This is a genomic window from Citromicrobium bathyomarinum, from assembly GCA_001306305.2.
Lineage (GTDB): Bacteria > Pseudomonadota > Alphaproteobacteria > Sphingomonadales > Sphingomonadaceae > Alteriqipengyuania > Alteriqipengyuania bathyomarina.
Window position 1 is genome coordinate 1,521,222 of the sequence record CP155577.1, and the last position, 18,499, is coordinate 1,539,720.

The window sequence follows — 18,499 nt, forward strand, 5'->3', positions numbered from 1 at the left end:
CGACAACTGGTTAAAATGGAGTTCATTGAACTTCTCGCGCTTTGCTGCGGCATTGCGGGCAGAGCCTGCATCTTCAGGCGGTTAGGCCGATCGCTGCACCGGCAGCGGGGAAGTAATGGACGCTCAGGATCCACAGGCCGGCAGCGGAGATCGCCACGCCATAGGGGATCGCCAGCCGCTCCTTGCGGCGGCGCATGATGTGCCACGCGCCGAACGCCAGTGTCAGCACACCGCCGAGGATCGCCATCACGAACACCAGTTGCAGGAAGGGAAGCGGGGCGATCCACAGCGCGAGCGCGGTCAGCAGCTTCACATCGCCGCCGCCCATCGCACGCAGCGCGAACAGCACGGCGAGGATCGCGAAGGCCGCCACCGCGACCGCGAATTGCAACGCCACGCCGGGCCACAGCGAGAGGCTGCTGGCCCACCAGAACAGCGGCGCGCCCAGCGCAACCCCGCCGGTCAGCCAGTTGGCGATCCTGCGCGATCTGAGATCGGTGATCGCGGCCGTGACCAGCGCGATTGCCAGTGCAATCAGCAGTGCATAGTGCAGATAGTCGCTCAGCATGGACGGGCCGCAGGCCTCCCTAGTGGTGGACAAACCTGCTACCCGTCCGCGCTTACCAAAAAGTAACCACGAACCTCCGGATCATTCAGACCAATGTCGCCAGAACCGAGCCCATCCTTCGATCGCCGCGCCATCCCCGACGCCGCGAGTGAGAGCCACTGGGAAACCGCCGATGGCGCAAGGATTCGCCGGATCGACTGGCCGGTTGCGGCGGAAACTGCGCGGGGATCGATCCTGTTCATGCCCGGACGCGGCGATCACTACGAGAAATACCTCGAAACGCTGGACGAGTGGGCGCGCGAGGGCTGGCACGTCACCGCCAGCGACTGGCGCGGGCAGGGCATCTCGGGCCGTCTCGGCAAGGACGGGTTGACCGGCCATATCGACGATTTCGGCATCTGGACCGCCGATCTGGCGGTGCTGTGGGACAAGTGGGTTGCGGAAACGCCCGGCCCGCATGTGCTGATCGGGCATTCGATGGGCGGGCATCTGGTGCTGCGCGCACTGGTCGAAGGGCGCGCAACACCCGATGCGGCAGTGCTCTCCGCCCCGATGCTCGGCCTGGTCGGCACGCCGGGGCCGCTATGGCTGCTGAGTGCCGTCTCAAAAGGCATGGCGCGGCTGCGCGGTCCGCGCCAACCTGCATGGAAGACGAGCGAGAAGCCCGGCGCACTGCCCGAAGATCGCGGCGCGCTGCTGACCCATGATCCGGATCGCTATGCGGACGAGCTGTGGTGGCGCAACGCGCGGCCCGATGTCGCGATGGGCCCGGCAAGCTGGGGCTGGGTGGCCGCCGCGATCGCTTCGATGCGGGTGATCGAGGCGAAGGGGGCGCTGGAACGGGTCGACACGCCGGTGTTGCTGTTCGGCACCACCAACGACCAGCTGGTCGCGTGGGACGCGATTGCGCGCGCGGCAGCGCGGCTGCCCTTTGCCGAACTGCTGCAATTCGGCGACGAGGCCCATCACGAGATTTTCCGTGAAGTGGATGAGATACGCGGGCGCGCAATGGATGGCATCGCCGACTTTCTCGATCGCAAAGCGCCGCGCAAATCCTAGATAGCTTTGATGGCCGAATATGATCTTGCGATTATCGGCGCGGGGATAGCCGGGGCGAGCCTTGCCGCGGAAATCGCACCGCATGCCCGCGTCCTGCTGCTGGAGGGTGAGGATGCGCCCGGTTACCACACGACCGGGCGTTCGGCGGCGTTCTGGGAGGAATGCTACGGCGGGCCTGAGTTGGTACCGCTCAGCCGTGCGTCGGAAACTTTTTTGCGTGAGGGCGGCTTTCTCAGCCCGCGCGGCGCGCTGTATATCGGGCGGGCCGAGGATGCGGGGAAGCTGGATGCCTTCGCGGCACGTTTCGCCGATAGCGGCGCGCGCTTCGATAGGCTGGCGACCGGTGCGGCGCGCGATTACGTGGCGAGCCTGCTGCCCCAATGGTGCGAGGCGATCTGGCAGCCGCATTGCGCCGATATCGACGTAGCGAGCCTGCACCAGCATTATTTGAAGGCGGCGAAACAGGGCGGAGCACGGCTGGAAGTTCGTGCGCTGGTCCAGTCGCTAGACCGCCAGGGCGAGGGTTGGGCGATCCGCTGCGCCGACGGTCGCGAATGGCGCGCGGCGGCGATCGTCAACGCGGCAGGGGCATGGGCTGATACGCTCGCCGGGATGGCGGGTGCGCGCCCGCTGGGCATCCAGCCGCTCCTGCGCACGATGCTGCAGCTGTCGGTCGATCCGCCATTGCCCAGGGAAGGGCCGCTGACGCTCGACATATCCGGGCGGTTCTATTTCAAGCCGGAAGGCGGCGGCAGTCTGTGGCTCAGCCCGCATGACGAAACTCCGGTGCCGCCCGTCGATGCTGCGCCGGAGGAGCTGGCGGTTGCGCAGGCGATCGACCGGTTCGGGGGAGTGGTCGATGCAGAAATCCGCAAGGTCGAGCGGACCTGGGCCGGACTGCGCAGCTTCGCGCCGGATCGCAAGCCGGTCTATGGGTGGGACCCGCGGCTGTCCGGATTCTTCTGGTTCGCAGGGCAGGGCGGCTTCGGCATTCAGACCGCACCCGCCGCCGCGCGGCTCGCCAGCCAGCTGTTCCTCGAGAGGCCGCGCGATGCGATGACGCAGGCGCTGGACGAGCAGAGCTTCTCCCCAGCCCGCTTCGGGTAGAGATCAGCCACCCGATCAGTTAGGCTGCCCTCCCGCGAACCTATCGAAGGAGGAGAGGCACAAAATGGCCCACACATTCGAGATTTACAAAGACAAGGCCGGGGAGTTTCGCGTCCGGTTCAAATATAATTCCGAGATCATGTTCTCGACCGAGGGCTACTCCTCGAAGGCGAGTGCGCAGAACGCGATCGATTCGATCAAGAGTAACGGCCCGGGTGCCGAGGTGATCGACAACTCCTGAGGCCGGTTTAGCCCGGGGCTCTAGCGCAGGCTTTCCGCAGCATCGCTGGCGAGCCTGTCGACCCGCTCGTTCTCCGCATGGCCGGAGTGGCCCCTGACCCAATGCCAGGTGACGGAGTGCGTTGCGGTCAGCTCCGCCAGCTGGCGCCACAGATCCTCGTTCTTGACCGGCTTCTTGTCGGCGGTGCGCCAGCCGCGCTTCTGCCAGCCGGGCAGCCACTTGGTGATCCCGTCGATCAGGTACTTGCTGTCGGTATAGAGATCGACCGTGCAGCCCCGCTTGAGCGCCGATAGCGCCCGAATCGCGGCGGTCATCTCCATCCGGTTGTTGGTCGTGTCGGGCTCTGCTCCGGAAAGCTCCTTCTCGGTCTTTCCCTTGCGCAGCAGCGCGCCCCAGCCGCCCGGGCCGGGGTTACCCTTGCAGGCCCCGTCGGTGAAAATCTGTACGTCGCTCATGGTAATCCGTCTAACTCTGGAACGCGGCTTCGCTCCGGTCACGGTAGAATGCAAGCCGCTGCGCGAACTGCATCGGGTTTTTGCGGCGAACCAGCCCGTCGGCCGGGGTGGCGAACCAGTCTTCCACCCGTGTGGCGACGAACCGCAGGCACGCACCCTGGGCGAGGATCGGCAGTGCCTGCCGCTCTTCCTGCGTGAGCGGGCGCCTGCTCTCGTACCCCGCCATCAGCGCGCGGCCGATCGAGGGGCGGAAGTCGTTCCCCGTGGCGGTGAAGCTCCACGCGGCGTGGGTTACGGCAAGATCGAAGGCGAGCAGCCCGGTGCACGCAAAGTAGAAATCGATCAGCCCGGTGACCTGCTCGCCCACGAACAGCACGTTGTCGGGGAACAGATCAGCGTGGATCGTCCCGTCGGGCAGGCCTTCGGGCCATGACTCCAGCAATGATGCGCCGCAATCGGGCAGGATGTCGGGCAGCGCCGGATCGACCTCCCCCAGCCGCGCCGCATGGTCACGAACCATCCCGACGCAGGTCGGGATGCCGAGCGATGTCTGCCGCGTCTGCGTGAAATCGCGCGTCGCCAGATGCAGGTCGGCCAGCGCGACGCCCACGGCGTGGGCCTGCGCCTCGTCCGGGTCGTCGATCGAGACGCCGGGCAGGAACTCGATCAGCGCGGCGGGCTTGCCGCGCACCAGTGTCATGTTGGCATCGTCGCGGGTGTGGATCGTGCGGGGGACTGGCTGGCCCTTGCCTGCCAGGTGATCGAGCAGGGAGAGGAAGAACGGCAGGTCCGCCGCCTCCGTGCGCGCTTCGAACACGGTCAGGATGAAGCGGCGCGCTGCACCATCCCGCTCGGTCTCGATCAGCCAGTTCGAATTGGAAACGCCCTCGGCAATGCCCTTGGCAGAGCGCAGCGCGCCGACATCGAAGCGGGCGAGAAACCGGGCGATCTCGCCCGCGGTGAGGTGTGTGTAGACGGCCACGATCGCGGCGAGGCGTGCGTCAGTCTGCCAGCTGGCGGGGCAGCTTGAAGGTCATCTTCTCCTCGGTGACCAGCACCGGGCGTTCTTCGACCGTGCGCCATTCGGAGAGCTTGTCGACCACTTCGCGGACCAGCGTTTCCGGCGCGGAGGCACCTGCTGTCAGGCCGACAGTGCCGACGCCTTCCAGCCATTCGGGCTGGATCTCGTCCGCCCGCTGGATCAGCTTGGCGGTGGTGCCGCAGCGCTCTGCCACTTCGACCAACCTGAGCGAATTGGAAGAGTTCGGGGCGCCGATCACCAGCACCAGATCGCTGCCCGGCGCGAGTTCCTTGACCGCTGCCTGCCGGTTGGACGTGGCGTAGCAGATGTCTTCCGCCTTGGGGGCGGCGATCGAGGGGAAGCGCGCCTGCAGCGCCGCGATGATCTCTGCGGTATCGTCGACCGAGAGTGTCGTCTGGGTCAGGAAGGCGAGATCGTCCTCGCTGGTGAAGGGGAGGTTCGCGACGTCCTCCACCGTCTCCACGAGCGTCATCTCGCCCTTGGCGACTTGACCCATGGTGCCGATCACTTCGGGATGCCCGGCGTGGCCGATGAACAGGATGTGCTTGTCTTTTTCGAGCAGCCGTTCCGCCTGGCGGTGAACCTTGCTGACCAGCGGGCAGGTCGCGTCGACATAGAGCAGCTCGCGCCGTTCCGCTTCTGCGGGCACAGATTTGGGCACGCCATGCGCGCTGAACACCACCGGCGCGTCGTCGGGCACCTCGTCCAGTTCCTCGACGAAGATCGCGCCCTTTGCCTTCAGGCCTTCGACCACATAGCGGTTGTGGACGATTTCATGGCGAACATAGACCGGCGCGCCGTATTTTTCGAGCGCACGCTCGACGATCTCGATTGCTCGGTCGACCCCGGCGCAAAAGCCGCGCGGCGCGGCGATGAGGATCGTGAGGCCTGGCCGGTCGTCCTCCTTGGCGGGAGTTTGATCGGCGGGCATCTGTTCAGCGGGAAATGCGGCGTTCATAAGCCGCTATCTAGCCATTCTGCTCGCGCGCCGCTAGGTGCCGGGACGAGTTTGACGCGTTCGATGCTCGATCGAGTGAGGGATACGACCGAAATATGCATGCTGCCGTTCGCCTTATCGCCCCCGCTGCTGCGGTTCTCGCGCTGTCTGCCTGCGCCAAGCCGGGCGATCTGGTCGTCAACCAGGGCGTCGGGGTCACGGCGGTTCGCAGCCTGTGCCCTGCGGTGGGCATCCCGGACTACACCGGCGATATCACCACCTTCAGCTCGCCGACCAGCCGCCTGGCGCGCGACATGGACGTCGAAGCGACGATGACAAACCTGCGCACCACGTGCGACGAGCAGGGCGAGCGGATCTATGCCAACGCCACCTTCGATGTTTACGCGACCCGCAGCGACACCCGCGGCGCGCGTACCGTCGAGCTGCCCTATTTCTCCGTCGTGCTGCGCGGTGGCAGCTCGGTGGTGACCAAGAAGGTCGGCACGGTGCGGATCGCCTTTGCTGATGGACAGGACCGTGCGGTCGGGCAGGGGCAGGCCGGTGCCTTCATCAATCGCGCCGATGCAACCTTGCCCGCCGATGTGCGCGAGCGGATCACGCGTGAACGCAAGGCGGGCGACGAAGACGCCGCACTCGACCCGCTGGCCGATCCCGAAGTGCGCGCCGCCGTGCAGTCCGCCAGTTTCGAACTTCTGGTCGGCTTCCAGCTGTCCGACGAGCAGCTGGCTTACAACGCCACCCGCTAGGGCCTGAAAGAGCGGGAGCGTACCGCTCCCGCAAGCGCACGCTCTTGTCCCCGGCGTCAAACCGGCTAAGCGGGCGCTCATGTCAGATATTGCCACGATTTACGCCGCCTATGCAGAGCGGATCGATGCCGTGCTTTCCGCGCTCGAAGCTGAAGGCACGCTGCCTCCCGATGTGAGCCGGGCCAACGTGTCGGTCGAGCCGCCGCGCGATCCCGCGCATGGCGACATAGCGACCAACGCCGCAATGGTCCTCGCCAAACCGGCCAAGACCAATCCGCGCGCGCTCGCCGAGCAGATCGTCGAGCATCTGAAGCGCGACCCCGACATCGAAAGCGCCGAGATCGCCGGGCCGGGCTTCATCAACCTGCGCATCGCGGATCGCGCATGGGTCGACGAGATTCGCGCGATCGGTTCGCTCGGTGGGGAATATGGTCGCTCGTCCATGGGCAAGGACACGCGGATCAACGTCGAGTACGTTTCCGCCAACCCGACCGGACCGATGCACATGGGCCATTGCCGCGGCGCGGTGGTGGGCGATGCGCTGGCCAGCCTGCTCGATGCGACGGGGCATTCGGTCACCCGCGAATATTACGTCAATGACGCAGGCGGGCAGGTCGATGTGCTCGCCCGGTCGGCGCATGTCCGCTATCGCGAAGCGCTGGGCGAAAGCGTCGGCGAGATTCCCGAAGGGCTCTATCCCGGCGAATATCTGATCCCGGTCGGCAAGGCGCTGGCCGAGGAATTCGGCGATGAATACGCCGCCGCGCCGGAGAGCGAATGGCTGCCGCTGTTCCGCCCCCGCGCGGTCGCGGCGATGATGGACCTGATCCGCGCCGACCTCGCCAAGCTTGGCATCGCGCACGACGTGTTCGCCTCGGAAGCCGAGCTTCAGGCCGCGGGCAAGCCTGCCGAGGCCGAAGCCTGGCTGCGCGAGCAGGGCCTCGTCTACGATGGCGAGCTGGAAAAGCCCAAAGGCAAGACGCCCGAAGACTGGGAGCCGGTCGAGCTGCCGCTGTTCCGCTCCACCCAATTCGGCGACGATCAGGATCGCCCGATCAAGAAGTCCAATGGCAGCTGGACCTATTTCGGCGCAGACCTCGCCTACCACATGCAGAAAGCCGAGAATGCGGATGCGCTGATCGATATCTGGGGCGCGGACCACGCAGGGACGGTCAAGCGGATCAAGGCTGCGGTCGCTGCGCTATCGCAAGGGCAGGGCAAGCCGATCCCGTTCGATGTAAAGCTGGTCCAGATGGTCCAGCTGATGCGCGATGGCGAGCCGGTGAAGATGTCCAAACGCTCGGGCAACTTCGTGACGCTGGCCGATGTTGTCGACGAGGTTGGCAAGGATGTCGTGCGGTTCACCATGCTGACCCGCAAGCCCGAAGCGCAGATGGATTTCGACTTCGCCAAGGTGGTCGAAGCGAGCAAGGACAATCCGGTCTTCTACGTCCAGTATGCCCACGCGCGCATCTGTTCGACCATGCGCAAGGCGGCGGAGGAAGGGCTGGCCCCGTCCGACGAGGCGCTCGACGCGCTGACCGCCGACGATGTCGCGCTGGTCAAGCTGGCCGCGCAGTATCCGCGGCTGGTCGAATCGGCGGCGCAGGCGCGTGAGCCGCACCGGATCGCCTTCTACCTCTACGACCTCGCGGCCGCATTCCATGCGTTCTGGAACGCTGGAAACGATGATTCTTCAAAAAGGGTCATCCTGACACAGGATCGCAAGCTTAGCGGGGCAAGGCTTTATTTGGTCGCTCAAATAGGTCAGGTTATCCGCAATGGGCTGGGTCTCCTCGGGGTGGAGGCCGTTGAGGAGATGTAACGATGATCGATCGGGATGATCGCGAGGGGGATCGCGACGGGGACGATCGCTCCCAGGTCGAGCACAATCAGGCTGAAACGACGCCCGCCGATGGCACGGCGAATGGTGACGAATCTACTCCGGCCGACGAGGCCGCGGTTGCGGATGAAGCGCCGCGCGAAGGTCCGGCACCAGAAGAGCAGCCCGCGATGCAGCTTGCCGGCGGGTCCGACGAAGGCGGCACCGTAAGCGAGGCTGGCGAACCACAGGCCGAACAGCCCGAGGCGGATGATGGCGTCGAGGATGCCAGCGAAGACGCCGTTGATGAGGGCGAGCCCGGCTTCGACGGTAACGATCTCGGCCTGGTAAGCGACGATGATGCGCTGCCGTGGCTCGAATCGTCCGATTACGAGGAAATCGAGAGCGTCGATGCGTGGCGCGTCACCGGCTTCGTGGTGCTTGGGCTGGTCCTGCTCGCCCTGCTGGTCGGCGGGATCTGGTACTTTACCGATCGGACGGGCGACAACGCGCCGCAGGCCGATGGCAGCGTGATCGCGGCTCCCGAGGGCCCCTACAAGGAGCGGCCCGAGAATCCCGGTGGCAAGACCTTCGAGGGGACCGGAGACATGGCCCCGGCAGTGGGCGAGGGCGAGAGCCGCGAGGGTCGTCTGGCGGAAAAATCCGCCACGCCCGAACCGATTGCCGAACCGTCGCCTGCCAAGGAGCCAGAGGCGGAATCGAGCGCCTCGGCAGCTTCCGACAACCGGATCGCGGTGCAGGTCGGTGCCTATCGCGATCAGGCGACCGCGCGGGCAGGCTGGGCTGCGCTCCGTCGGCAGACCGATGCGCTTTCCGGTGTCGAATACCGGATCGTGAAGGGGGAGGCGGATATCGGCACGGTCTATCGCCTGCAGGCGCTGCCCGGCGATATGGCGGCGGCGCGCCGCCTGCGCGATGCGCTGCAGGCCGATGGGGTGGCGAGCCAGATCAAGCGCTAGGGGAACGCCCGGGCGGGCATGCGCTCGCCCGGATTTCCACCGTCATGGACCCTCCCGTTCTTGCAGCGGGGCAGCTTTCCGGCCACCTTTCCCATGTCATGACGCCAGCAATCTTCGGCTGTTCCGGCCCTGAACTGACCGCCGACGAGCGGGCATTTTTCCTTGAGGCCGACCCGGCAGGTTACATCCTGTTCAAGCGCAACTGCGAGAATCCCGAGCAGCTGCGGCGGCTGACCGATAGCTTGCGGGAAATCCACGGACGCGATCGCCTACTGGTCTCGATCGACCAGGAAGGCGGGCGTGTCGCCCGTCTCGGCCCGCCCGAATGGCGCAAATGGCCTGCGCCTGCGCGCTTTGGCGAGCTGTACGAGAAGGCGCCTGCCTCGGGCATAGAGGCGATGCGGCTCAACAGCGAGGCGATGGCGACCGAACTCGCAGCTGCCGGGATCACGGTCGATTTCCACGCGCCCTGCGACGTCGCCCGGCCCGAAACCGACGACGTGATCGGCGATCGTGCGCTGGGTGCCGAACCGATGCAGGTCGCCGCGCTGGGCCGCGCGATTCTCGACGGGATGGCCGCGGCGGGCGTGGCCGGCTGCCTCAAGCACATGCCCGGCCACGGCCGCGCGACGGCCGACAGCCACAAGCACCTGCCGGTGGTCGACGCGCAGGATGCCGATCTCATGATCGATATCGCGCCGTTCGAACATCTGGCGGGCCGCGCAACCATCGGGATGACCGCGCATATCGTGTTTACCGACTGGGATGCGCAGCGGCCTGCGACGCAGTCGCCGTGGGTGGTCGAGAACATCATCCGCCAGCGAATCGGCTTCGACGGTCTGCTGCTCACCGACGATATCGACATGCAGGCCCTCGACGGGACGATCCCGGAACGTTCGGTCCGCGCGCTGGATGCGGGCTGCGATCTGGTGCTCAACTGCTGGGCAAAGCTGGACGACATGGCCGGCATCGTCGAGGCCTGTGGCGCCATAAGTAGCGAGAGCGCAGCGCGGCTGGACCGCGCGCTTGCCAGCGTCGAGGTGCCGGAAAGCCCGGCCGATCCCGACGCGCTGGTCGCGATACGCGATGCGCTGTTCGCAGCGGCGGACGTGGCGCTGTGATCAATCCGCCACCTGCCGATTCCGAGGGCGGCACGGTGCTCGATTTCGGAGAGGCGCTTGACGAGGAGGGTGACTGGCGCGGGATCGCCGCGCCCGATGGCGCCGAACAGGGCGCGCTTCATCTCGCGCTCGACGGGTGGGAAGGTCCGCTCGACCTGCTGCTGGAACTGGCGCGCAAGCAGAAGGTCGACCTGCGCGAAATCTCGATTCTCGCACTGGTCGACCAGTATCTCGATTTTCTGGAAGGCGCGGAACACCTCAAGCTGGAGGTCGCTGCCGATTACCTGGTGATGGCCGCGTGGCTGGCCTACCTCAAATCCGCGCTGCTGCTGCCCCTGGACGAGCAGGAGGATCCGAGCCCCGAAGAGCTCGCGCTGCGCCTGCAGCTGCGGCTCCAGCGGCTGGGCGCGATGCGCGAGGCGGCAGGCCGCCTGATGGGCCGCGACCGCTTGGGCCGTGACGTGTTCCTGCGCGGCCAGCCAGAGGGGCTGCGGACCGATCGCACGGTCAGCTGGCAGGTCGGCTATTACGATCTGGTGCGCGCCTACGGGCAGGTGAAGCTGCGTAATGCACCGGCGCTGCATACGGTGCGGGATCGGCAGGTGATGACGCTGGAAAGCGCGCTCGACCGGGTTTCCAGCATGCTCGGCGTAGCGATGGACTGGATGGAACTGCGCGACTTCCTGCCCCCCGGCGCGGACCGGCGGCTGCGCAAGTCCGCGCTGGCGAGCAGCTTCGTCGCCGCGCTCGAACTCGCGCGCACGGGCCGTGCGCAGCTCGCGCAGGACGATATCTTCGGCCCGCTGCGTCTGCGCCGGGCAGCGACATGAGCGGACAGCCCGAATCGCTCGATCGCTCGCTGGAAGCGGCGCTGTTCGCTTCGGAAGATGCGCTGAGCGTGGATCAGCTCTCCACGCACCTCGGCGATGCGGATAAGGGCGAAGTGCGGGCGGCGCTCGCGCGCCTCGCCGAATTCTACGCCCCGCGGGGCATCCATCTGGTGGAGCGGGGCAAGCGCTGGCATTTCCAGACCGCCCCTGACTGCGCGCATCTGCTGCGCCGCGAACGCGAATCGCTGCGCAAGCTCAGCCGCGCGGCCACAGAAGTGCTCGCGATCATCGCCTACCACGAGCCGGTGAGCCGGGCGGAGATCGAATCGATCCGCGGGGTGCAGACCTCTGGCGGCACGCTCGACGTGCTGATGGAGGCGGGCTGGGTGAAGCCTGCAGGGCGGCGCGAGGTGCCCGGACGTCCGCTGATCTATGCGACCACGCCCGAATTCCTGCGCCATTTCGGGCTCGAATCGCGCAGAGATTTGCCGGGAATCGACGAATTGCGGGCGACTGGCATGCTCGATCCGGTGGAGGAGGCCTTCGAGGCGGAGATGGCGGGCGACGACGCAGACACCTCCGCCGACGAGGCCTGACCCACGCGGGCGATGATTACGCGCAGCTCGTCGTTGGCGGGTGGAAGTCCGTCGCCGTAACGCCTATATGCGGGCCGAAGATCACACAGAGGCAGTTATGTTCGGACAAGTCGGTATCTGGCAGATTCTCATTCTCGCGATCGTCGTGCTCGTCCTGTTCGGGCGCGGCCGCATCTCCGAGATGATGGGCGATTTCGGTAAGGGGATCAAAAGCTTCAAGGAAGGCATGAACGAGGACAGTAGCTCTTCGTCGGACAAGCCTGCCGCGCGTATCGAAGGCCCTGCCCACGATGCCAAGCCCGCCGGGGAAACCGTCAGCGAGAGCAAGACGGCCGAGCCGACCGACCGCGCTTCCTGATTCAATAGAGGGCTCCGCAACCGATGTTCGATATCGGAGCCTCCGAGCTGCTGATTATCGCGGTCGTCGCGATCCTCGTGATCGGGCCGAAGGACATGCCGCTGGCGCTGCGTACGGCAGGCCGGTGGATCGGCCAGATCCGTAAGGTTTCGGCGCATTTCCGTGCCGGGCTCGACGCGATGGTGCGCGAGGCCGAGCTAGAGGAAATGGAAAAGAAGTGGCAGGAGCGCAACGCGCAGATCATGCGCGATCATCCCGGTGAGATGACCGAGCTGCCGCCCGCGCCTACCGCCGACTCTGCGCACGATCCGCATGCCAACGATCCGGTGCCCGGCGCAACGCCGACGATTTCGGCATCCGCAGAGGCGCGACTGGATGCGGAGAGTGCTGCAACGCCTGCCGAGAAGCCTGACAGCGCCGTAGAGCCGCGCCTGCCGCTCGACCAAGACGAACCCCGTCGGGATCGCGAGGCCTGAGCATGGGTATTTTGCGCGACATCGATGAAACGCAGGCGCCGCTGATGGAGCACCTTGTCGAGCTGCGCACGCGCCTGCTGCGCTCGGTCTTCGTGCTCGCAATCGCATTCGGCGTATGCTTCTATTTCGCCGACCAGATCCTCGCGTTTCTGGCCCGACCGCTGGCTGAGGCATTTCCTCCGGGACAGGGCAGGCTGGTCTATACCAAGCTGTACGAGGTCTTCTTCGTCGAGATGAAGGTCGGCCTGTTCGGCGCATTCTGCGTCAGCTTTCCGTTCATCGCCAACCAGCTGTGGGCCTTCGTTGCGCCGGGGCTCTACGCGAAGGAAAAGAAGGCGCTGCTGCCCTTCCTGATCGCGACCCCGATCTTCTTCATTGCCGGGGCGAGCCTGGCCTATTTCGTGGTCATGCCGACCGCATTTCGCTTCTTTCTGGGCTTCCAAGGCAGCGCGGGCGGGTTGCCGATCGAGGCACTGCCCAGCGCGGGCGAGTACCTGAGCCTCGTGATGCAGTTCATCCTCGCCTTCGGGATCAGCTTCCTGTTGCCGGTTCTGTTGCTGCTGCTCGAGCGAGCGGGACTGGTCCAGCGCGCCACGCTGGCCAAGGCGCGGGCCTACGTCGTCGTTGGCGTGCTGGCACTGGCTGCGGTCGCCACTCCCCCGGACCCGGGCTCGCAGCTAATCTTGGCCATTCCGCTTTACCTGCTGTTCGAAGGATCGCTGCTGGTGATGCTGATCCTGCAGAAGCGCGAGAAGCGGGCGTCGGGTGACAATACGGAGTCGTCCGAAGTCGCCTAGGTTGTCGGCAGCCGGCCGGGATCGTGGACACAAAAAGAAAGGGCCCCCGAAGCGGGAGCCCTTTCAGCATTCGAACTGATGTCCGACTTAGGCGCTGACGGGATCGTCGTCGTCGTCGGAGATTTCGATGATGCCGTAGATGATCAGACCCAGGCCGATGGCACCGAGAACATAAGCACCGGCACCCAGACCGGCGAGTTCGCTCTCTTCAGCGGTCGGAGCTGCAACGCGTTCGGCGCTGACTTCGGCGACTGCGGGAGCGGCGGTAAGCGTAAGTGCGGCGGCGGCCGCAGCGAGCGTGCGAATCTTCATGCGATATTTCCCCTTCTTCTTCTCTTCCAAGCGACTTGCGCCGAACCGTACAGATATTTGTGGGATTTGCAACAGTGGGGACCTGACAATGGCTGTTAGGAAGGCGTGGAAGAGGAAACCAGGATGCCCATTCGCAAGATCGGCAGGTTCGCAGCGCCCGATCTAAAGTATATCGTCCATAAACGCAAAAAGGGCCCCCGAAACGGGAGCCCTTTCTTTATGCGATAAGTCGCGAAAGACTTAGCTGCTGACCGGCGTATCGTCGTCGGTGTCGGCAGCGATGATGATGCCACCGATGATCGCGGCAACAGCAGCAACGCCGAGAATGACGCCACCGCCGAGTTCGCTTTCGCCTTCAACCGGAGCAGCGGCACGATCGGCGCTGATTTCGGCAACCGCGGGAGCGGCGACGAGCGACAGAGCGGCTGCAGCAGCGGCCATGGTACGGATCTTCATAACTTAAGTCTCCTCAGGGTATCGAGTAAGCTGTCGAAACTGGTTCGGGGCGAGTAATGATTGGATTTGGGCGCTATTGCAACCCGGAAAACTCAAAAAAAAGAGGGCAGGGCGTGTCATGTTGCCATTTGGCAACGACCACTCTTTACCCGTCCTTAGTTGCTGACCGAAAGGTCGGGATCGTCGTTGCCGTCGGTTACCAGAATGACGGTGGCGATCACCATAGCGATGCCCATGGCGGCCAGAATGCCGCCAGTGCCGCCCAGCTCGCTCCCGCTTTCGACCGGAGCCATATCCCGGCTGCCGGCCAGCGCTCCGACCGGAGCGGCTGCGAGGCCGAGAGCAGCAGTCAAAAGAGCAATCTTGCGCATTCTTCGATCTCCTTCCGGCATGGCGAGAGGGCCACGCGATCTTGATGTAGACCACCTCTGGCAAGCAAAACCCCCGCGGTTTGCACGCAGGGGCTGGCGTCCCGTGGACTTTGTGGAGACCGCCCTAGGTAAGAGTTATGAAACTTTGATTACCGGCGATGTTGCGACGGTTTCGCCAGAAGCTGGCGCTCCGCGTCACCGCCCGCGACGGTAGGCGCGCACGCCGCCGACCCATGTCTCGAGCACCTGCGTCTGGCGGATGGCTTCCGGGCTCGCACGCGAGATATCGCGATCGACGACCACGAAGTCGGCCCGCTCGCCTTTCACCAGCCGCCCGAACCGACCTTCGGCGAAACCTGCAAAGGCGGCGTCGCTGGTGAAGCCGCGCCATGCCTCCATCCGGGAGAGGCGCTCGTCCGGCATCCAGCCCTCCAGCGGGAGGCCGTCCGCGTCCATCCGGGTCATCGCGACCGCCATGCCGACGAAGGGATTGGCAGATTCGACCGGAGCGTCCGATCCCAGCGCAAGCCGCGCACCGCTTTTGGCCAGGCTCGCCCACGCATAGGCCCCGAGTAGCCGGTCCGGCCCCAGCCGGGCCTCGGCCATCACCCGGTCGGAGGTCTGGTGGACCGGCTGGACCGAGGCGATGATGCCGTATTCGCCGAAACGCTCGATATCGAGCGGATCGACGATCTGCGCATGCTCGATCCGCCAGCGGCGATCGCCGCGATAGCTTTCCGACAGTTCCTCGATCGCGGCGAGCGCTTCGGCATTGGCGGCATCGCCGATCGCGTGAACCGCGATCTGATAATTCTCCATCGCCGCGCGGCTCATCAGATTGCGCAGCTGCGTGTCGGACAGCAGCGGCAGGCCGGTATTCTGAGGATCGTCGGCATAGGGCTGCTTGAGCCACGCCCCGCGCGAGCCGAGCGCGCCGTCGAGATAGAGCTTCACGCCGTTGAGGCGCAGGCGATCCTGATACAGCCACGGGGTCGGTCCGGTGCCGCCGATCACCTCCATCGCCTCGATCCCGGCGGCGTAGGACATGATCCGGATGCGCAGCTGGTTCCTGTCGCCCGCACGGCGATAGGTCTGCCAGTCGAGCAGGGTGGTCCCCATGTCTGCGACCGCGGTGATCCCCTGGGCGAGCAGAATCTGTTGCGCTTCCTGCAGCGCCGCATCGCGGTCGACCGGGCGCGGCTCGGGCACCACCTTTTGCACCAGATCGGCCGCCGCATCGACGAATACGCCCGCAGGTGCGCCCGCCGCGTCGCGTTCGATCCGCCCGCCCACCGGGTCCTTGGTGTCCGCGCCGAGCTCTGCGGTCTCTATCGCAAGTGTGTTGGCCCAGCCGGCATGGCCGTCCACCCGTTCAAGAAAAACGGGCCGGTCGCTCACCGCACGGTCCAGTTCCTCGGCGGTGGGGAAGCGTCCCAGGCCCCATTTCTCCTGGTTCCAGCCGCGCCCGAGGATCCACGGGCGACCCGGATTCTCGCGCGCGAACTGCGTGATCAGCGCAAGCGCCTCTTCGAGCGAGTTCGTCTCCGAAAGATCCAGTGTCAGCGCGCCGAAGCCGATACCCATCACATGCAGATGCGCATCGATCATGCCCGGCACGATGATCTGCCCGTCCATGTCGGAGAGATATTTGGGGTGCTCGGGCCGCTTGTCGCCCTTGTCGAGCACCTCCAGAATCGTGCCGTCGTCATCGACCCACAGGCCGGTGAAGCGATCGACGTCGCCATCCTCGTCGATCCGGATGCCTTTTACGTTGTCGATCAGCACGTCGGCCGCTGCCGAGGTGGAACACAGCAGCGCAAGAGTTGCGCCGAACAGGGGCAGAAGCTTCATGGAAGGTATGGTCTTCTTTGTAACGAAGGAGTTACGCGCTGGACTAACGCCAAGCCGGCGGCCTGCCAATGGCGTGCACGCCTATCGGGCAGGCAAGCGCGTCTATGTTGCAGGGGAGGCAAGCTGCCTCTAGGCGTCGCCGCATGACCAAGCCCAACGCTTCCGCGCTCGACCAGCTGACTCTCGACGATGTGCGTGCCGCGCACGCAAGGATCGGGGATGCCGTCGTGCGCACACCGATGCTGAAATCGCAGACCCTGTCGCAGATTGCCGGCGCGGAAATCTGGCTCAAGTTCGAAAACCTGCAGTTCACCGCGGCCTACAAGGAGCGCGGGGCGCTCAACGCGCTACTGCTGATGTCGGAAGAAGCGCGTGCGCGCGGGGTGATCGCGGCTTCGGCGGGCAATCACAGCCAGGGCCTGTCCTATCACGGAAAGCGCCTCGGCGTGCCGGTCACCATCGTGATGCCCAAGACCACCCCTGCGGTGAAGGTGATGCAGACCGAAGCGGTCGGCGGCGATGTGGTGCTCGAAGGCGATAGCTTCGACGAAGCCTATGCCTATGCGCGCCAGCTGGAAAAAGAACGCGGGCTCACCTTCGTGCACCCGTTCGACGATCCCAATGTGGCGGCGGGTGCGGGCACGGTCGCGCTCGAAATGCTGGAGGACAAGCCTGATCTCGATTGTCTCGTCGTGCCGATCGGCGGGGGCGGGCTGATGAGCGGAATGGCGACGGTCGCCAAGGCGATCAATCCCGACATCCACATGGTCGGGGTCGAGGCTTCGCTATTCCCGTCGATGCACAATGTCCTGTCGGGCGCTGACAATCCCACCGGTGGCGATACGCTGGCCGAAGGTATCGCGGTCAAGGAGCCGGGCCAGTTCACCCGCGCGATCATCGCCGAGCGGGTCGACGAGATCCTGCTGGTGGGCGAACCGGATCTGGAACACACGGTCGCGCTGCTGCTGCAGATCGAGAAGACCGTGGTCGAAGGCGCGGGCGCTGCGGGCCTCGCCGCGGTCCTGGCGAACAAGGAGAAGTTTGCGGGCAAGAAAATCGGCCTACCGCTGTGCGGCGGCAATATCGATTCACGCCTGCTCGCCACCGTGCTGCTGCGCGATCTGGCGCGGCAGGGGCGGCTCGCGCGGCTGCGGATCGCGCTGAAGGATCAGCCGGGCGCGCTGCACAAGGTCGTCTCCCTGTTCGAACGGCACAACGTCAACATCATCGAGGTCTATCACCAGCGGGTGTTCACCAAGCTGCCGGCAAAGGGCCTGATCACCGAAATCGAGTGCGAGGCGCGCAACAAGGAGCAGGTCGACGCGCTGATCGCGGACATGCGCCAGACGGGTTACGACGTTCATTCCGTCGAACTCGCCTGATCCGTTTTGCCACAGATGTGCAAAATAAGGTCTCGTTAACCCTGCTTTGTGGTTAAGGCCCTTCTAAGACGGGGGCTGGTGAGGCATATCCTTTGGCCAGCCGCCGATCGATAGATTTACGCCATCGCCAGGAGCGCCAGGCCTAGCCGTGACTGCCCCCGTTCGTTTCCCTCGCTTTTTCGTGACCAGCCCCGCGCCGTGCCCCTACCTGGCCGACCGGATGGAGCGGAAGGTCTTCACCGAGCTGAAGGGGCCGCATGCGGACCAGCTCAACGAAGCGCTCGGGCGGATCGGGTTCCGGCGCAGCCAGACGGTCGCCTACCGGCCCAGTTGCGTGAACTGTCAGGCCTGCGTCTCGGTTCGGGTGGTGACTTCCGAATTCGCCCCGTCCAAGGCGCAGAAGCGGATTCTCAAGCGCAACAGTGATCTGATCGCGACCGAATGCCGCCCGTGGGCGACTTCGGAACAATTCGAGCTGTTGCGGGATTATCTCGCGAAGCGCCATCCCGAAGGCGGGATGACGCGCATGGACGAGGTGGACTATGCCGACATGGTGGAGCATACGCCCGTGTCGAGCTATGTTATTGAATACAGGGAGCCGACAGACGACGGCTCCACGGGTCGCTTGGTTGGCGCCTGCCTGACAGACAGGCAGGGTGATGGGCTGTCGATGATCTACAGCTTCTACGACCCGGAGAACGAGGTACGGTCGGGTCTTGGCAACTACATCATTCTCGATCACATCCGCCGGGCAGCCGAAGAGGGCCTGCCCTATGTCTATCTCGGCTACTGGGTCGAAGGCTCCGCGCGGATGCAGTACAAGATTCGCTACCGCCCGCTCGAACGGCTCGGCCCGCGCGGATGGCGCCGGCTTGGAACCGAAGAGCAGGATCGTCTCATCCAGGAAGCCGTGCGCGAAGGCGGCGCTGCTGCCGGAGCAGGCGACAAGGCGCTCGCCGTCACCCGCTAGG

The 18,499-nt window shown here is 65.4% G+C and carries 22 protein-coding genes; 14 read left to right on the forward strand and 8 right to left on the reverse strand.

What is annotated here, in order from left to right; genetic code table 11:
• Positions 1–73 precede the first annotated feature (73 nt).
• The gene (locus tag VO57_007460; protein ID XBL71161.1) at positions 74–568 is read right to left on the reverse strand and encodes a prepilin peptidase; all 495 of its coding nucleotides are present in this window, start codon (positions 566–568) and stop codon (positions 74–76) included.
• A 93-nt stretch (positions 569–661) separates the two neighbouring features.
• On the opposite strand from VO57_007460, the gene VO57_007465 reads away from it, so the two are divergent.
• The 3 genes from VO57_007465 (at position 662) to VO57_007475 (ending at position 2,975) form a co-directional block, all read left to right on the forward strand.
• Positions 662–1,627, forward strand: a complete 966-nt coding sequence (locus VO57_007465) for an alpha/beta hydrolase (GenBank protein XBL71162.1) — start codon at positions 662–664, stop codon at positions 1,625–1,627.
• A 9-nt stretch (positions 1,628–1,636) separates the two neighbouring features.
• Positions 1,637–2,734, forward strand: coding sequence for an FAD-binding oxidoreductase (locus VO57_007470; GenBank protein XBL71163.1), 1,098 nt, complete (start codon positions 1,637–1,639; stop codon positions 2,732–2,734).
• A 64-nt stretch (positions 2,735–2,798) separates the two neighbouring features.
• Positions 2,799–2,975, forward strand: coding sequence for a YegP family protein (locus VO57_007475; protein ID XBL71164.1), 177 nt, complete (start codon positions 2,799–2,801; stop codon positions 2,973–2,975).
• 20 nt (positions 2,976–2,995) lie between these two features.
• Here VO57_007475 and rnhA read toward each other — a convergent pair whose 3' ends face one another.
• Genes rnhA through ispH form a run of 3 tightly spaced genes read right to left on the reverse strand, consistent with a single transcriptional unit; the run spans position 2,996 to position 5,403 of the window.
• Complete coding sequence (gene rnhA, locus VO57_007480) at positions 2,996–3,430, reverse strand: ribonuclease HI (GenBank protein XBL71165.1); 435 nt, start codon at positions 3,428–3,430, stop codon at positions 2,996–2,998.
• Positions 3,431–3,440: 10 nt separating this feature from the next.
• Positions 3,441–4,412, reverse strand: coding sequence for a homoserine kinase (locus tag VO57_007485; GenBank protein XBL71166.1), 972 nt, complete (start codon positions 4,410–4,412; stop codon positions 3,441–3,443).
• Positions 4,413–4,431: 19 nt separating this feature from the next.
• Entirely contained in the window at positions 4,432–5,403 is a 972-nt protein-coding gene (gene ispH, locus VO57_007490) for a 4-hydroxy-3-methylbut-2-enyl diphosphate reductase (protein ID XBL71167.1), read from the reverse strand.
• Between the two features lie 122 nt (positions 5,404–5,525).
• Here ispH and VO57_007495 point away from each other — a divergent pair, with 122 nt between their 5' ends.
• The 9 genes from VO57_007495 (at position 5,526) to tatC (ending at position 13,156) form a co-directional block, all read left to right on the forward strand.
• Positions 5,526–6,176 (forward strand): hypothetical protein, encoded by a 651-nt coding sequence (locus VO57_007495; GenBank protein ID XBL71168.1) that lies wholly within the window; start codon positions 5,526–5,528, stop codon positions 6,174–6,176.
• A gap of 79 nt (positions 6,177–6,255) precedes the next feature.
• Positions 6,256–8,001 carry an arginine--tRNA ligase gene (gene argS / locus VO57_007500; GenBank protein XBL71169.1) on the forward strand — a complete coding sequence of 582 codons (1,746 nt, stop codon included), beginning with the start codon at positions 6,256–6,258 and terminating at the stop codon, positions 7,999–8,001.
• Positions 8,002–8,003: 2 nt separating this feature from the next.
• Positions 8,004–8,978 carry an SPOR domain-containing protein gene (locus tag VO57_007505; protein ID XBL71170.1) on the forward strand — a complete coding sequence of 325 codons (975 nt, stop codon included), beginning with the start codon at positions 8,004–8,006 and terminating at the stop codon, positions 8,976–8,978.
• Positions 8,979–9,076: 98 nt separating this feature from the next.
• Complete coding sequence (gene nagZ / locus VO57_007510) at positions 9,077–10,099, forward strand: beta-N-acetylhexosaminidase (GenBank protein XBL71171.1); 1,023 nt, start codon at positions 9,077–9,079, stop codon at positions 10,097–10,099.
• 83 nt (positions 10,100–10,182) lie between these two features.
• A complete protein-coding gene (locus VO57_007515; GenBank protein XBL71309.1) occupies positions 10,183–10,929 on the forward strand; it encodes a ScpA family protein in 747 nt (248 codons plus the stop codon).
• Positions 10,926–11,525 carry an SMC-Scp complex subunit ScpB gene (gene scpB / locus VO57_007520; protein ID XBL71172.1) on the forward strand — a complete coding sequence of 200 codons (600 nt, stop codon included), beginning with the start codon at positions 10,926–10,928 and terminating at the stop codon, positions 11,523–11,525. The genes VO57_007515 and scpB overlap by 4 nt, the downstream gene beginning before the upstream one ends.
• Positions 11,526–11,622: 97 nt before the next feature.
• Positions 11,623–11,883, forward strand: coding sequence for a twin-arginine translocase TatA/TatE family subunit (gene tatA, locus VO57_007525; protein XBL71173.1), 261 nt, complete (start codon positions 11,623–11,625; stop codon positions 11,881–11,883).
• Positions 11,884–11,906: 23 nt separating this feature from the next.
• Complete coding sequence (gene tatB / locus VO57_007530; protein XBL71174.1) at positions 11,907–12,359, forward strand: Sec-independent protein translocase protein TatB; 453 nt, start codon at positions 11,907–11,909, stop codon at positions 12,357–12,359.
• 2 nt (positions 12,360–12,361) lie between these two features.
• Positions 12,362–13,156, forward strand: coding sequence for a twin-arginine translocase subunit TatC (gene tatC / locus VO57_007535; protein XBL71175.1), 795 nt, complete (start codon positions 12,362–12,364; stop codon positions 13,154–13,156).
• Between the two features lie 87 nt (positions 13,157–13,243).
• Here tatC and VO57_007540 read toward each other — a convergent pair whose 3' ends face one another.
• The 4 genes from VO57_007540 to VO57_007555 all read right to left on the reverse strand — a co-directional run bounded on the left by VO57_007540 (position 13,244) and on the right by VO57_007555 (position 16,146).
• Positions 13,244–13,498, reverse strand: coding sequence for a hypothetical protein (locus VO57_007540; protein ID XBL71176.1), 255 nt, complete (start codon positions 13,496–13,498; stop codon positions 13,244–13,246).
• 210 nt (positions 13,499–13,708) lie between these two features.
• Positions 13,709–13,924 (reverse strand): hypothetical protein, encoded by a 216-nt coding sequence (locus VO57_007545; protein ID XBL71177.1) that lies wholly within the window; start codon positions 13,922–13,924, stop codon positions 13,709–13,711.
• A gap of 155 nt (positions 13,925–14,079) precedes the next feature.
• The gene (locus VO57_007550) at positions 14,080–14,295 is read right to left on the reverse strand and encodes a hypothetical protein (GenBank protein ID XBL71178.1); all 216 of its coding nucleotides are present in this window, start codon (positions 14,293–14,295) and stop codon (positions 14,080–14,082) included.
• Between the two features lie 195 nt (positions 14,296–14,490).
• On the reverse strand, positions 14,491–16,146 hold the full coding sequence (locus VO57_007555) for an amidohydrolase (GenBank protein XBL71179.1): 1,656 nt from the start codon (positions 16,144–16,146) through the stop codon (positions 14,491–14,493).
• A 143-nt stretch (positions 16,147–16,289) separates the two neighbouring features.
• Here VO57_007555 and VO57_007560 point away from each other — a divergent pair, with 143 nt between their 5' ends.
• Together VO57_007560 and VO57_007565 are read left to right on the forward strand one after the other, a co-directional pair.
• Positions 16,290–17,528 (forward strand): threonine ammonia-lyase, encoded by a 1,239-nt coding sequence (locus tag VO57_007560; protein ID XBL71180.1) that lies wholly within the window; start codon positions 16,290–16,292, stop codon positions 17,526–17,528.
• A 148-nt stretch (positions 17,529–17,676) separates the two neighbouring features.
• On the forward strand, positions 17,677–18,498 hold the full coding sequence (locus VO57_007565) for an arginyltransferase (protein XBL71181.1): 822 nt from the start codon (positions 17,677–17,679) through the stop codon (positions 18,496–18,498).
• Position 18,499 lies beyond the last annotated feature (1 nt).

Excerpts from the sequence above, each read along its gene's own strand:
- VO57_007460 (XBL71161.1), bottom strand. The coding sequence starts at position 568 with ATGCTGAGCGACTATCTGCACTATGCACTGCTGATTGCACTGGCAATC.
- VO57_007465 (XBL71162.1), top strand. The coding sequence starts at position 662 with ATGTCGCCAGAACCGAGCCCATCCTTCGATCGCCGCGCCATCCCCGAC.
- VO57_007470 (XBL71163.1), top strand. The coding sequence starts at position 1,637 with ATGGCCGAATATGATCTTGCGATTATCGGCGCGGGGATAGCCGGGGCG.
- VO57_007475 (XBL71164.1), top strand. The coding sequence starts at position 2,799 with ATGGCCCACACATTCGAGATTTACAAAGACAAGGCCGGGGAGTTTCGC.
- rnhA (XBL71165.1), bottom strand. The coding sequence starts at position 3,430 with ATGAGCGACGTACAGATTTTCACCGACGGGGCCTGCAAGGGTAACCCC.
- ispH (XBL71167.1), bottom strand. The coding sequence starts at position 5,403 with ATGCCCGCCGATCAAACTCCCGCCAAGGAGGACGACCGGCCAGGCCTC.
- VO57_007495 (XBL71168.1), top strand. The coding sequence starts at position 5,526 with ATGCATGCTGCCGTTCGCCTTATCGCCCCCGCTGCTGCGGTTCTCGCG.
- argS (XBL71169.1), top strand. The coding sequence starts at position 6,256 with ATGTCAGATATTGCCACGATTTACGCCGCCTATGCAGAGCGGATCGAT.
- VO57_007505 (XBL71170.1), top strand. The coding sequence starts at position 8,004 with ATGATCGATCGGGATGATCGCGAGGGGGATCGCGACGGGGACGATCGC.
- nagZ (XBL71171.1), top strand. The coding sequence starts at position 9,077 with ATGACGCCAGCAATCTTCGGCTGTTCCGGCCCTGAACTGACCGCCGAC.
- scpB (XBL71172.1), top strand. The coding sequence starts at position 10,926 with ATGAGCGGACAGCCCGAATCGCTCGATCGCTCGCTGGAAGCGGCGCTG.
- tatA (XBL71173.1), top strand. The coding sequence starts at position 11,623 with ATGTTCGGACAAGTCGGTATCTGGCAGATTCTCATTCTCGCGATCGTC.
- tatB (XBL71174.1), top strand. The coding sequence starts at position 11,907 with ATGTTCGATATCGGAGCCTCCGAGCTGCTGATTATCGCGGTCGTCGCG.
- tatC (XBL71175.1), top strand. The coding sequence starts at position 12,362 with ATGGGTATTTTGCGCGACATCGATGAAACGCAGGCGCCGCTGATGGAG.
- VO57_007545 (XBL71177.1), bottom strand. The coding sequence starts at position 13,924 with ATGAAGATCCGTACCATGGCCGCTGCTGCAGCCGCTCTGTCGCTCGTC.
- VO57_007550 (XBL71178.1), bottom strand. The coding sequence starts at position 14,295 with ATGCGCAAGATTGCTCTTTTGACTGCTGCTCTCGGCCTCGCAGCCGCT.
- VO57_007555 (XBL71179.1), bottom strand. The coding sequence starts at position 16,146 with ATGAAGCTTCTGCCCCTGTTCGGCGCAACTCTTGCGCTGCTGTGTTCC.
- VO57_007560 (XBL71180.1), top strand. The coding sequence starts at position 16,290 with ATGACCAAGCCCAACGCTTCCGCGCTCGACCAGCTGACTCTCGACGAT.